Origin of the sequence: Mammaliicoccus sp. D-M19, from assembly GCF_022386695.1 — a bacterium.
GTDB lineage: Bacteria > Bacillota > Bacilli > Staphylococcales > Staphylococcaceae > Mammaliicoccus > Mammaliicoccus sciuri.
In genome coordinates this window covers 23,372-37,049 of sequence record NZ_JAJNHW010000003.1, presented here as the reverse complement: position 1 = coordinate 37,049, position 13,678 = coordinate 23,372, and the positions used below count along the sequence as shown (strand labels likewise).

Sequence of the window (13,678 nt, the reverse complement as noted above, 5' to 3'; positions counted from 1 at the left end):
GAGGATTTTATTACAATGAAGAAAATTATGACGATATTTGGTACGCGACCTGAAGCTATTAAAATGGCACCTTTAGTTTTAGAATTAAAAAATGATCCGGAGTTACAACCAATTGTTGTTGTAACAGCACAACATAGAGAAATGCTAGACTCAGTTCTAGAAACATTTGATATTACACCGGATTATGATTTAAATATTATGAAACAAGGGCAAACACTTTCAGAAGTAACATCAAGAGTATTAGGTGGACTTGAAAGTGTTATTCAAGAAGCTAAGCCAGATATGATATTGGTACATGGAGATACAACTACTACTTTTGCAGGCAGTTTAGCAGCATTCTACAATGAAGTTGCAATTGGCCATGTAGAAGCAGGGTTAAGAACTTGGAATAAATATTCTCCATTCCCAGAAGAAATGAATCGACAAATGACGGGGGTCCTTGCTGATTTACACTTCTCACCAACTGATCAGTCTAAACATAATTTACTTCAGGAAAATAAAAAAGACGAATCTATTGTTGTGACAGGTAATACAGCTATAGATGCGTTATCAACTACTGTAACTGACGATTATGAAAGTGAAATTATTAAACGTCACGAAGGTAAACGCATCGTGCTATTAACTGCGCATAGACGTGAAAACATTGGTAAACCGATGGAGAACATTTTTAAAGCTGTGAGACAAATTGTTGAGGAGCATGAAGATGTTGTTGTCGTATATCCAATGCACAAAAATCCTAAGGTTAGAGAAATTGCTAACCAAATATTGAGTGATCATGACCGTATAGAATTGATCGAACCTTTAGAAGTCATAGATTTCCATAACTTTGCAGCTAATTCTCACTTGATCTTAACAGATTCAGGTGGTGTTCAAGAGGAAGCACCTTCATTAGGTAAACCAGTACTTGTCTTAAGAGATACGACTGAGAGACCTGAAGGCGTTGAAGCTGGAACATTGAAACTTGTAGGTGTAGAAGAAGAGAATATCTATAACGAAACTAGAGCGTTACTAAATGATCAATCATTATATGAAAAAATGAGTATCGCTCAAAACCCTTATGGGGATGGTCTCGCTTCTAAGAGAATATGTGAAAATATTAAATATTATTTTGATATTCTGAAAGAAGCACCGGAACCATTTAGAACAAAATAATTAAAGTGGTGGTTTGTGTCAATTCTGTGACAAAAAAATGACAAAAATTTGTTTTCTATTTTTGTCATAGCATTGACACTATAAGTCCACTATATTATCATGAAAATTGTGTGATGAAACGGTTTTCAAAGATATGCCACTTATCTAAGGAGTTTCAGCTGAATGTTTGATATAAAGGGCTTTTTCAAGTCTTATTTACAGTATTTTATTTTCTTTATTATTATTCTAGTTGTAGTGTATTTCTTCTTGAAACATGAGTTCGTTTTAGGACTTATTATTGGAACAATAGCATCAGCTGTTAACTTGTTTTCATGGGAAGTTTACCTCAATCGAGCTAAAAATGCTGAATCATTACAATTATCAACAGGAAACTGGGTCAGATATCTTGTGACAATCGTTGCTTGCTGTTTTTGGCTTAAATATCCACTAATCGTTGATATTATCGGGATTTTATTTGGTTTGATGATAGCATATGTATTAATTATGTTTAAATCACTGAAAAGTCTCGATTAAATAATTAAAATTGTGAAAAGAGGTGAAGATATGGAACACGAATCACCTATGTGGTCCATCAATTTGGGAGGATTTGATTTAGTTTTCAATCTTTCAAGTATGTTAATGTTGTTAGTTTCTGCAGTTATCGTCTTTGTAATAGCTGTTGTCTGTACTAGGAATCTAAAAATTAGACCTACTGGTAAACAGAACTTTATTGAATGGGTATTTGACTTTGTAAAAGGTATTATCCAAAGCAATATGGCATGGAAAGACGGAGGAAGATTTCACTTCTTGGCGGTTACACTTATATTCTTCATATTTGTATCAAATATGTTAGGTTTACCGTTCTCAATTGTTGTAGGACATACATTATGGTGGAAATCACCTACAGCAGATCCAACAGTTACATTAACGTTAGCAACATTGATGGTTCTTTTAACACATTATTATGGTGTTAAAATGCGTGGTACTGGCGCGTACTTGAAATCATTTGTACAACCAGTAGCATTTATGGTGCCATTCAAAATTGTTGAAGAATTTGCTTCAACATTAACGCTTGGTCTACGTTTATACGGTAATATATTCGCAGGTGAAGTATTACTTGGATTATTAGCAACATTAGCAGCTGGAGGCGTTTTAGGCGCGTTCGGAGCAGTTTTACCAGCGATAGTATGGCAAGGATTCTCAATATTCATTGGTTCAATTCAGGCTTACATATTCGTAATGTTATCAATGGTTTATATGTCCCATAAAGTGGCAGACGATCATTAATATATAATTTAAAAAAACAATTAATATTTTTATTTCTAGGAGGAAAATTATAATGAGTTTAGGTGTATTAGCAGCAGCAATCGCGATTGGTTTAGCAGCATTAGGAGCAGGTATCGGTAACGGTCTTATCGTATCAAGAACAGTAGAAGGTGTTGCACGTCAACCAGAAGCACGTGGTCCATTAATGACAATAATGTTTATCGGTGTTGGTTTAGTTGAAGCCCTTCCTATCATTGCAGTAGTAGTAGCATTCATGGTAATGAATCGATAAGCTAAAATATTTTTAGAACAGGCGGAGTCTATCTAAAAAGGATTTCGCCATTCATTTATGAGATGTTATTCATCTTTAATTGCAGTGAAAGGAGTGTAGTTGGCAGTGGATCAAAACGTATTAGTTTTAGGAGCAGCAGGTGGCGGTGTCGAATGGGGAACAGTCTTATTTACATTGATCACATTTATTATCCTGCTTGCCTTATTAAAAAAGTTTGCTTGGGGACCATTAAAATCAATTATGGATGAGCGTGAGAACGCTATTAATAAAGATATAGATGATGCTCATGAAGCAAAAGTAAACGCTAAGAAATTAGAAGAAGAAAATAGAAATCTATTAAGAAAAACTCAAGAAGAAGTACAAACAATTCTTGATGATGCTAAACATCAAGCTAAAGTACAACAAGAGCAAATTATTAATGATGCAAATGTTAAAGCAAATGGCTTAGTACAATCAGCTCAAGCAGAAATTCAACAAGAGAAACAAAGAGCTATTGCAGATATTAATAATAGAGTATCAGAACTTTCTGTATTAATTGCTTCTAAAGTAATCAATAAAGAAATCTCTGAACAAGATCAAAAAGACCTTGTTGAAAAATACATTAAAGAGGCAGGGGATAAATAATGGCGAATATTAGTCAGAAATATGCCCAAGCCTTATATGATGTAGCTGAAGCGCAAGATTTAACAGACAGCGTCTTAGATGAACTTACTCAAGTAGCAGAAAGTGTTAAAGAACAAATTAGTGATTTAAAAGCTATTGATAACAATCCTAAATTAGCAAAAAACGACAGACAACAATTTGTTGACAATGTATTTAAAGGTGCTTCTAAACCTTTGTTAAACACATTATACCTACTTGCTAATAACAGTAAATTGTCACTAATTCCAGAAATTCATAAAGATTTTAGCAAAATATACAATCAGGTACATAGCCAAGATTTAATGAAAGTTGAATCTGTGTATCCATTATCTAATGAAGAATTAGACGAAATTGGTAAAGCATTTATCAAAAGAACAGGTTTGAAAAAACTTATTTTAGAAAATCAAGTTAATGATTCATTAATTGGTGGTATTCGTGTTTCCATAGGTACAAAAGTATACGATGGTTCCATTCAGAATGACTTAAATCAATTAGCAAAATCATTTCAACAAATGAAATAATATTAAGGAGTGACATAGATGGCCATTAAAGCTGAAGAAATCAGTGCTTTATTACGCTCTCAAATTGAAAACTATGAGTCAGAAATGTCAGTTACCGATGTTGGTACAGTTATCCAAGTCGGCGATGGTATTGCATTAGCTCATGGCTTAAATGACGTTATGGCTGGCGAACTATTAGAGTTCCATACTGGCGTTTTAGGGTTAGCACAAAACTTAGAAGAAAATAATGTAGGTATCGTAATTTTAGGACCTGCAGAAGGTATTAAAGAAGGCGACGAAGTTAAAAGAACTGGTCGCATTATGGAAGTACCTGTAGGGGAAGAATTAATTGGTCGTGTTGTAAATCCATTAGGTCAACCATTGGATGGACAAGGTCCAATCAATACATCTAAGACTCGTCCTGTAGAATCACCTGCAACAGGTGTTATGGATCGTAAATCAGTTGATGAACCATTACAAACTGGTATTAAAGCGATTGATGCATTAGTACCTATTGGACGTGGACAACGTGAGTTAATCATCGGTGACCGTCAAACTGGTAAAACAACAGTTGCGATTGATACAATTCTTAACCAAAAAGACGAAGATATGATTTGTATCTACGTTGCGATTGGTCAAAAAGAATCAACTGTTCGTACAGCGGTAGAAACTTTACGTAGACATGGTGCTTTAGATTATACAATCGTTGTATCTGCATCAGCAGCTCAACCAGCGCCATTATTATACATTGCACCTTATGCGGGTGTAAGTATGGCAGAAGAATTCATGTTTAATGGTAAACATGTATTAATCGTTTATGATGATTTAACAAAACAAGCAGCAGCTTACCGTGAGTTATCATTATTACTTCGTCGTCCGCCAGGTCGTGAAGCTTACCCAGGTGACGTATTCTACTTACACAGTCGTTTATTAGAACGTGCTGCTAAATTAAATGATGACTTAGGTGGCGGTTCTATTACTGCATTACCATTTGTTGAAACTCAAGCAGGGGATATCTCAGCATACGTTCCAACAAACGTTATCTCAATTACTGACGGACAAATATTCTTACAATCAGATTTATTCTTCTCTGGTGTAAGACCTGCAATCAACGCTGGTTTATCTGTATCACGTGTTGGTGGTTCAGCTCAAATTAAAGCGATGAAAAAAGTAGCAGGTACTTTACGTCTAGATTTAGCATCATACCGTGAGTTAGAATCATTCGCTCAATTTGGTTCAGATTTAGACCAAGCTACGAAAGCTAAATTAGAACGTGGTAAACGTACAGTAGAAGTACTTAAACAAGATCAAAACAAACCATTGACTGTAGATCGTCAAGTTGTTATTTTATATGCTTTAACTAAAGGTCATTTAGATGATATTCCAGTTGAAGATATTACGCGATTCGAAGATGAATTCTTAAATTGGATTGATGCAAATGCAAGCGATCTATTTAAAGAAATTCGTGAAACAAAACAATTACCATCTGATGATAAATTTGTTTCAGCAATCGATGCATTCAAAAAAGTATTTAATAAATCTCATGTAGAGTAATATTAAGCTTTAAATAAAAGGTGGTGAAATTGTGGCTTCACTAAGAGAAATCAAAGGTAGAATTACTTCTACTCAAAAGACTAGTCAAATTACAAAAGCGATGAATATGGTTTCAAACTCTAAATTGCGTAAAGCAGAGGAGAATACGAAAGCATTTCAACCTTATATGGATAAGATTCAAGATGCTGTTACAGCTATTGCGTCTAAGAGTACAGATGTTAATCATCCAATGCTTAAAACAAGACCTGTAAAACGTTCTGGTTACTTAGTTATTACTTGTGATAAAGGACTTGCAGGACCATATAGTGCTAACATTTTGAAAAATGTCGTTAATGATATTAAAGAAAAACATAACAACAATAGTGACGAATACGGCATTATTGTTGTCGGACGTGTAGGCCGAGACTTCTTCAAAGCTAGAGGTTATAACATTATTGAAGAGTATGTAGGTTTACCTGACCAACCAACATTTAAAAATGTACAAGCTTTAACTGAAAAAGCTGTAGACTTGTTTAATGAAGAATTTTATGATGAGTTAACAATTTACTACAGTCATTTCGTTAGTGTGCTTGAACAGCAAGTGAAATCTAAAAAAATCTTACCATTATCTGATGAAGATACTGGAAAAGGTTCAAGTATGATGGCTGGTTATGAATTTGAACCAGATAAAGAAACGATTTTAAAAGTTATCTTACCGCAGTATGCGATTAGTTTAATATATGGTGCATTACTAGATGGAAAAGCTAGTGAACATGCTTCAAGAATGACAGCTATGAAGAATGCGACAGATAACGCTTCAGAATTAATTGATGATTTATCATTACAATATAACAGAGCTCGTCAAGCTGCAATTACTCAACAAATTACTGAGATTGTAGGCGGAGCAGCTGCACTCGAATAATGATTAGGAGGAATTTACATGGGATTAGGCCGAGTAACGCAAATTACAGGGCCAGTTATTGATGTACGCTTCCCACACGGTGAATTGCCAGAACTTAATAATGCTTTAACACTTAAAGTTGAACGTCCAGATGGATCAAGCTTTGATTTAGCATTAGAAGTTGCATTACACCTTGGTGATGATGTTGTACGTTCTATAGCAATGGCATCAACTGATGGTGTTAAACGTGGACAAGAAGTTACTGATACAGGAAGACCTATTTCAGTACCTGTTGGTGATGCTACATTAGGTCGTGTTTTCAATGTATTAGGCGAAAAAATTGATTTAGGTGAAGAAATTGATGATAGCGTTCGTCGTGATCCAATTCACCGTTTAGCACCTAAATTCGAAGATTTATCTACTAAAGTAGAAATTCTTGAAACTGGTATTAAAGTAGTAGACTTATTAGCACCTTACATTAAAGGTGGTAAAATCGGTTTATTCGGTGGTGCCGGAGTAGGTAAAACAGTACTTATTCAAGAATTAATCAATAACATCGCACAAGAACATGGTGGTATTTCAGTATTCGCAGGTGTAGGTGAACGTACACGTGAAGGAAATGACTTATACTATGAAATGAGCGATTCAGGTGTTATTAAGAAAACAGCGATGGTATTCGGTCAAATGAACGAGCCACCTGGTGCGCGTGCTAGAGTTGCACTTTCTGGTTTAACAATGGCAGAATATTTCCGTGATGAACAAGGACAAGACGTGTTATTGTTCATCGATAACATCTTCCGTTTTACACAAGCAGGTTCAGAGGTATCAGCATTATTAGGCCGTATGCCATCTGCCGTTGGTTACCAACCAACACTTGCTACTGAAATGGGACAATTACAAGAACGTATTACATCTACAAATAAAGGATCAGTTACATCTATCCAAGCAGTATTCGTACCTGCCGATGACTATACTGACCCAGCGCCAGCAACAGCTTTCGCTCACTTAGATGCTACTACTAACTTGGAACGTAAATTAACGGAAATGGGTATTTATCCAGCCGTTGACCCATTAGCTTCAACATCACGTGCCTTAACTCCAGAAATTGTTGGAGATGAACACTATGATGTTGCGCGTCGTGTACAACAAACATTACAAAAATATAGAGAGTTACAAGATATCATTGCCATACTTGGTATGGATGAATTATCTGATGAAGATAAGAAAACAGTTGAACGTGCTCGTCGTATTCAATTCTTCTTATCTCAAAACTTCCATGTAGCTGAACAATTTACTGGTCAAAAAGGTTCATACGTGCCAGTTAGTCAAACTGTACAAGATTTCAAAGCTATTCTAGAAGGACAATATGACCATATCCCAGAAGATGCTTTCCGTTTAGTCGGTGGTATTGAAGCAGTTCTTGAAAATGCTAAAAACATGGGTGTAGAGGTCTAATAATAATTAGGAGGAATGGAAAATGAATACATTTACCTTAGATGTTGTCACTCCTAATGGATCTGTTTACTCAGCAAAAGAAGTAGAACTTGTTGTTTTACATACTGAAACTGGTGAAATGGGTGTAATGGCTGGACATATTCCAACTGTTGCAGCTTTGAAAACAGGATACGTTAAAGTAAACAAAGCAAGTGGTACGGAGTATTTAGCTGTTTCCGAAGGATTTGTTGAAGTAAGAACTAATAAAGTTACAGTTCTAGTTCAAGCGGCTGAAACTGCCGATGAAATAGATAAAGACCGTGCGATTAATTCTAAAGAACGTGCTGAAGAACGATTGAAAATGAATCGTGATGAAGTAGACTTTAGACGTGCTGAACGTGCACTTCATCGTGCAATTAATCGAATTGAAGTGGCTAAATTTAGATAAAATAAAAGAGTCTGGGACATAATGTAATGTCTCAGACTCTTTTAATATCTTGGCAGTAGATGTCTGAATTGAAAATGCGCTTGTACCAAGCTTTTTCAACTCTAGTCATCCTTGCCGGGGCGGGACGACGAAATGTTTTTATCTAAATAGATTTCTGTCCCACTCCCTTATATTTTTAGAAGGAGTTGTTAATATGGAATATTATGGTCAATTAGGTATTATCGGACTTTTACTACATGTCATTTGTGTATGCTTGGCATTCTGGGCACTCCAAGGCGTACGATTAGAACAAATTTTTAAGAAAAATCATATTGCGCAAGCACAAACATTTCTTATCATTTTATCTATACTATTAGGTACGGCTGTAAGTCGTTTTATTTTAGATATACTCCAATATTCGCTACAATTAAGATTGCTATTCTAATAATAAGAAAAAATTACATAAATATATGAAAAAAGAACAAAAAAGTAGTATAATATTTTGGTGATGTTTATGAATCAAGAAAAATGTGTATTAAATAAATATATACATTTGTAAAATAAATAAAAGTGAAGTTTTTTGGAGGATAATTATATGGATAAAATCGTCGTGAAAGGCGGAGCAAGTCTTAATGGCACAGTTGTAGTCGAAGGGGCAAAAAACGCAGTATTACCAATATTAACAGCTACACTTTTACCAAGTGTTGGTCAAAGTGTATTGACGAATGTACCTAAATTAAGTGATGTAGATACAATTAACACAGTACTTACGCATTTAAATGCATATATAGAATATGATGCAGATCATAACACTGTAAAAATAGATGCATCAAATACACTAAAAATCGAAGCTCCATATGAATATGTAAGTAAGATGAGAGCAAGTATCTTAGTTATGGGTCCTTTATTAGCTAGAGAAGGTCATGCTAGAGTCGCTTTACCTGGTGGTTGCGCAATTGGTTCAAGACCGATTGAGCAACATTTAAAAGGATTTGAAGCTTTAGGTGCAGAAATTGAACTACATAACGGATTTATTGAAGCAACAACACCTAATGGCTTAAAAGGAGCTAAAATTTATTTAGATTTCCCAAGTGTAGGCGCTACTCAAAATATTATGATGGCAGCAGTACTTGCAGAAGGAAAAACTGAAATTCAAAACGTTGCAAGAGAACCAGAAATTGTAGATTTAGCTAACTATCTAAATGAAATGGGTGCACAAGTACACGGTGCTGGCACAGATACAATTAGAATTACTGGTGTTAATCAATTACACGGTGCAGAACATGCTATTATTCCAGATAGAATTGAAGCTGGTACATTTATGATTGCAGCAGCGATTACTAGAGGAAATGTCAATGTTATTGGTGCAATTAGAGAACATATGACAAGCTTAGTGTCTAAATTAGAAGAAGCTGGTGTTCAAATTACTGATATCGAAGATGGATTAAATATTCAAGTACCTGGTGAAATTAAAGCAATTGATGTTAAAACAATGCCACATCCAGGATTCCCTACAGACATGCAATCTCAAATAATGGCTTTATTATTAACAGCAAATGGTACGAGTAAAGTAACTGAAACAGTATTTGAAAATAGATTTATGCATGTAGAAGAATTCAAACGTATGAATGCAGATATTTTCATTAACGGTAGAAGTGCAATGATTACTGGTAACAGTAAATTACAAGGTGCAGATGTAAAAGCTACAGACTTAAGAGCAGGTGCATCATTGATTCTTGCTGGACTTGTGTCTGATGGATATACAAACGTAACAGAACTTAAACATTTAGATAGAGGTTATGTTGATTTTCATGGTAAACTTAAAGCATTAGGTGCAGACGTTGAACGCATCAATGATAATGGCAAGTTAAACGATAAAGCGAGGGTTTAGTATGGCTGAAACACAATCATCAAGATCTGACGATAAAAAAAGAAAGTCAACTTATCAATCTGTTAAAGAGAAACTTCAAAGAAATAGAGTAGAAACAATTCAAGGAGTGGAAGTAGAGCATCGTGTCATTCCATTATGGATTAAATTACTTATATTATTAGTATTAATGATTTTATTATTTATTGTTGGAACTATGATTGGATACGGTATACTTCATAATCCATTTGGGGTGTTTAATCCCGAAACTTGGCAACACATCTTTGATTTAACTGGAAGGAGCTCATAATGGAAACTATTTATGACTTTAACGAAATTAAAAAAATTATACCTCACCGTTACCCATTTTTATTATTAGATAGAATAGTAGAATTAGAAGACGGTAAACGTTGTGTAGGTATTAAACAAGTAGCAGGTAACGAACCATTTTTCCAAGGACATTTTCCTGATTATGCCGTAATGCCAGGCGTATTAATCGTAGAAGCATTAGCACAAACAGGTGCAGTTGCAATGTTACGCTTAGAAGAAAACCAAGGTAAACTAGCAATGTTTGCAGGAATTGATAAATGTCGATTCAAAAAACAAGTTACACCAGGTGACACTTTAAGACTTGAAGTAGAAATAAACAAAATAAAAGGTCCAATAGGAAAAGGAACAGCAAAAGCAACAGTAGATGGAGAAGTTGCATGTAGTTGTGAAATTAGCTTTGCTATTGTAGATCAATAAATAAAAAAGAGAAAACAGGCAGCTGTTTTCTCTTTTTTCTGCTTATATATGGAATTTGATTTTGTTAGGGACAGAATTCTGAGAAATGTCCGTAAGAAGTGTCGCTAGGGACAGAATTCCTAGAAATGTCCGTAAGAGGCGTTGTTAGGGACAGAATTCCGGAAAATGTCCGTAAGAGGTATTGTTAGGGACAGAATTCTGAGAAATGTCCGTAAGAGGTATTGTTAGGGACAGAATTCTGAGAAATGTCCGTAAGAAGTGTCGTTAGGGACAGAATTCCGGAAAATGTCCGTAAGAGGTGCTGTTAGGGACAGAATTCCTAGAAATGTCCGTAAATGAGCGCCCACCTAACTACCAGAATTCGGAATAATGGAAGTAAAACACCTAAATATCCATGTAATAAAAAATCTAGGACCACAAACTGTCCTAGATTTTTATTTATATATTGCTTTTTTCGTCTTTTAATTTCGGTTTAGATTGCATCAATCTATTAAATGAAGTTTTAAGCTCATCTCCTGATAAGCCTTCATCTATGAGTTGCTCTAGTAATCGTTCTGCATAAACTTGTCGTAATGTATAGATATGACATTCAAATACGACTGATATTTTATCTTCTAGTTGTTCTATGTATTTTATGGTTGCATCAAATAATGCTGGGTCGTTTGAAGGTCTAGTTATTACAACACGTGTATCAAGTAAGGTTTGGTTATCGTGATATTCTTTCATTTGTTCATAATGGATATCTGAAATTAAGATCTCTAGTAGCCATCCTGTACCACTATTTTCTTTATTAATAATGATACCATCTAATAATTCATATTCTGTAATTTGTTCATCGTCTACAATTTGAAAGCGTACGGCTTTAAATGTTTTCATAAACATCCCCCTTATCGTTAAATCTACGAATGTTTAACTTTGTTATCTATTATAAAGCACTTTTGCATGAAATAACAATAATCATAAAATAAAGTGAAGAATAAGTGTTTATTTTATGATTTATCGGACTTTGACTGAAAAAATTGACTCATTATATTATAAGTATAAGGAGGTGAGAATATGTTAAATAAATCTGTATTAGTTGGACGTTTAACTAAGGACCCTGCATATTATAAGAAAGGTGAAATCATCATTTCTACATTTTGTTTAGCTGTTGAACGTGGATATAAGACTAAAGATGGCACGATTGCTGTTGATTTTATTGTATGTAAAGCATTTGGTAAACTTGCAAATAATATTCATGAGTATACAAAGAAAGGACAACTTGTTGCATTAACTGGACAAATTCAATCAAGAGCATATGTTAAAGATGATAAGAAACATTATATAACAGAAATTATTTGTGAAACGATCAAATTCTTAAATATGCCTGCATCAAGTAAATCAACGATTCCTCAAACGAAAGATGAAATGAGTGAATTAATTAGTGAAAGTGCTGAAAGTTATGCTAGTGACCTTTCATCTAAAGTAGCAAAAGAAAAATTACGAGCTGAAGCATTAGCAAAAGAGAATGGTGCAAACAATTTAGATGATAAGTTATATAAAGATTATCATAATGTCGTTGACGTTATTGATGAAGCTAAACAACAAGCCCCTGATCCGAATGCAACAAAAGTAACAACCTCATAGCATTAAACTTCAATAAAACTGTTTATAGAAATACTTCCGAAAATAAATATTCTTGATTCTAAATTCCGAGACTTGCTGTCTTGCTGTAGGGCAGCAAGTATACATAATTACAAGTAATTGTTTAAAAAATTACATGAATATGACAAATTGTCTGATAATTAATTTTGTTCAATCTTTATAAATGGCTTTGTTTAGGTATTTTGTTCATTAATATTCAGAATATTGTCTGAAAATTAACGTAATCTAACTGTAATATTAGCTGTAATTTTTTCATATACCTGTAACCTATGACATAAAAATAAGTGGTATAGTTTAAACAGTAAAAATCATATAAAAAGTGAAAACCTTACAGGAGGAAACATTCAATCATGAAAAAATTATTAGCAGTTTCAACTGCGGCAGTTGCAGTTACTACAGGGGTAACAGCTACAGCCGATGCAGCAACACATACAGTAAAATCTGGTGATACTTTAGGTAGTATTTCACAACAATACGGTACTTCAGTAAGTGCTATCAAAGCAGAAAATGGTTTAAAATCTAACTTAATCTTCCCTAACCAAGTAATCAAGGTTAACGAGAAAAGTTCAGAATCAACTACAGAATACACTGTAGTATCAGGAGATACTTTAGGTAAAATTGCATCTAAATACGATGTAACTGTATCTCAATTAAAAGCATGGAACAACTTATCTTCAGATCTAATCATTGTTGGACAAACTTTATCATTACAAGCTCCAGCTCAATCAGTTGAGCCAGCTAAAGCGCCTGTAGCACAACAAGCGCCAGTTCAACAAACACAAGAACAAGTTGCAGCTCCAGCTCAACAACAAAGCTACCAAGCGCCTGTTCAATCATACAAAGCGCCAGCTCAACAAACATATAAAGCGCCAGCTCAACAATCATACCAAGCACCAGCTCAAAAAGTTAGAACTACTCAAACTTCAACAGCTAGCACTGGTGGATCTACTAAAGCTCAATTCTTAGCTGCTGGTGGTTCAGAAGCTATGTGGAATGCGATTGTATTACCAGAATCAAGTGGTAATCCAAATGCAGTAAGTCCAAATGGTTACCAAGGTCTTGGTCAAACTAAAGAATCTTGGGGTACTGGATCAGTAGCTACACAAACTCAAGGTATGTTAAACTACGCTAAAAACCGTTACGGTTCAGAATCAGCTGCTATTGCTTTCCGTCAAGCTAACGGATGGTGGTAAGCCATACACTTTAATCTAAAGTGGTTATAAATTAATTAATCCAATCGTCTAGGAAATATCCTAGGCGATTTTTTAATTTGACCACAATACGTCTATTTGAT

17 protein-coding genes are annotated in these 13,678 nt (G+C 34.6%); 16 read left to right on the top strand and 1 reads right to left on the bottom strand.

Going from position 1 to position 13,678, the window contains the following annotated elements:
- The first annotated feature begins 15 nt into the window (after positions 1-15).
- From wecB to fabZ, 14 genes are all read left to right on the top strand, one after another.
- Positions 16-1,152: a non-hydrolyzing UDP-N-acetylglucosamine 2-epimerase gene (gene wecB / locus LQ675_RS08255; RefSeq protein WP_048540917.1), complete on the top strand. Its 1,137-nt coding sequence runs from the start codon at positions 16-18 to the stop codon at positions 1,150-1,152.
- A 162-nt stretch (positions 1,153-1,314) separates the two neighbouring features.
- Positions 1,315-1,665, top strand: coding sequence for an ATP synthase subunit I (locus LQ675_RS08250; protein WP_025904478.1), 351 nt, complete (start codon positions 1,315-1,317; stop codon positions 1,663-1,665).
- Between the two features lie 30 nt (positions 1,666-1,695).
- Positions 1,696-2,418, top strand: a complete 723-nt coding sequence (gene atpB, locus LQ675_RS08245) for a F0F1 ATP synthase subunit A (RefSeq protein WP_025904479.1) — start codon at positions 1,696-1,698, stop codon at positions 2,416-2,418.
- A 52-nt stretch (positions 2,419-2,470) separates the two neighbouring features.
- Positions 2,471-2,689, top strand: a complete 219-nt coding sequence (gene atpE, locus LQ675_RS08240; protein WP_016998905.1) for a F0F1 ATP synthase subunit C — start codon at positions 2,471-2,473, stop codon at positions 2,687-2,689.
- Positions 2,690-2,788: 99 nt separating this feature from the next.
- Positions 2,789-3,313, top strand: a complete 525-nt coding sequence (locus LQ675_RS08235; RefSeq protein ID WP_048540915.1) for a F0F1 ATP synthase subunit B — start codon at positions 2,789-2,791, stop codon at positions 3,311-3,313.
- Entirely contained in the window at positions 3,313-3,852 is a 540-nt protein-coding gene (locus LQ675_RS08230) for a F0F1 ATP synthase subunit delta (protein WP_025904481.1), read from the top strand. The genes LQ675_RS08235 and LQ675_RS08230 overlap by 1 nt, the downstream gene beginning before the upstream one ends.
- An 18-nt stretch (positions 3,853-3,870) precedes the next feature.
- Entirely contained in the window at positions 3,871-5,385 is a 1,515-nt protein-coding gene (gene atpA, locus LQ675_RS08225; RefSeq protein WP_025904482.1) for a F0F1 ATP synthase subunit alpha, read from the top strand.
- Positions 5,386-5,416: 31 nt separating this feature from the next.
- Positions 5,417-6,286 (top strand): ATP synthase F1 subunit gamma, encoded by an 870-nt coding sequence (gene atpG / locus LQ675_RS08220; RefSeq protein WP_048540913.1) that lies wholly within the window; start codon positions 5,417-5,419, stop codon positions 6,284-6,286.
- Positions 6,287-6,304: 18 nt separating this feature from the next.
- On the top strand, positions 6,305-7,720 hold the full coding sequence (atpD, locus tag LQ675_RS08215) for a F0F1 ATP synthase subunit beta (RefSeq protein ID WP_048540911.1): 1,416 nt from the start codon (positions 6,305-6,307) through the stop codon (positions 7,718-7,720).
- Positions 7,721-7,742: 22 nt separating this feature from the next.
- A complete protein-coding gene (locus tag LQ675_RS08210; protein WP_025904485.1) occupies positions 7,743-8,147 on the top strand; it encodes a F0F1 ATP synthase subunit epsilon in 405 nt (134 codons plus the stop codon).
- Between the two features lie 193 nt (positions 8,148-8,340).
- Entirely contained in the window at positions 8,341-8,571 is a 231-nt protein-coding gene (locus LQ675_RS08205; RefSeq protein ID WP_048540909.1) for a DUF1146 family protein, read from the top strand.
- A 150-nt stretch (positions 8,572-8,721) separates the two neighbouring features.
- Positions 8,722-10,017 carry a UDP-N-acetylglucosamine 1-carboxyvinyltransferase gene (murA, locus tag LQ675_RS08200; protein WP_048540907.1) on the top strand — a complete coding sequence of 432 codons (1,296 nt, stop codon included), beginning with the start codon at positions 8,722-8,724 and terminating at the stop codon, positions 10,015-10,017.
- Between the two features lies 1 nt (position 10,018).
- The gene (locus LQ675_RS08195; RefSeq protein WP_053076874.1) at positions 10,019-10,303 is read left to right on the top strand and encodes a DNA-directed RNA polymerase subunit beta; all 285 of its coding nucleotides are present in this window, start codon (positions 10,019-10,021) and stop codon (positions 10,301-10,303) included.
- On the top strand, positions 10,303-10,740 hold the full coding sequence (gene fabZ / locus LQ675_RS08190; RefSeq protein WP_025904489.1) for a 3-hydroxyacyl-ACP dehydratase FabZ: 438 nt from the start codon (positions 10,303-10,305) through the stop codon (positions 10,738-10,740). The genes LQ675_RS08195 and fabZ overlap by 1 nt, the downstream gene beginning before the upstream one ends.
- Positions 10,741-11,178: 438 nt before the next feature.
- Here fabZ and LQ675_RS08185 read toward each other — a convergent pair whose 3' ends face one another.
- Positions 11,179-11,616: a YwpF-like family protein gene (locus tag LQ675_RS08185; RefSeq protein ID WP_025904490.1), complete on the bottom strand. Its 438-nt coding sequence runs from the start codon at positions 11,614-11,616 to the stop codon at positions 11,179-11,181.
- Positions 11,617-11,796: 180 nt separating this feature from the next.
- Between LQ675_RS08185 and LQ675_RS08180 the strand changes: the two genes are divergently transcribed.
- Both LQ675_RS08180 and LQ675_RS15080 read left to right on the top strand, forming a co-directional pair.
- Entirely contained in the window at positions 11,797-12,366 is a 570-nt protein-coding gene (locus LQ675_RS08180; protein ID WP_048540904.1) for a single-stranded DNA-binding protein, read from the top strand.
- Between the two features lie 368 nt (positions 12,367-12,734).
- A complete protein-coding gene (locus LQ675_RS15080) occupies positions 12,735-13,577 on the top strand; it encodes an aggregation-promoting factor C-terminal-like domain-containing protein (protein WP_048540902.1) in 843 nt (280 codons plus the stop codon).
- The last annotated feature ends 101 nt before the right edge of the window (positions 13,578-13,678 follow it).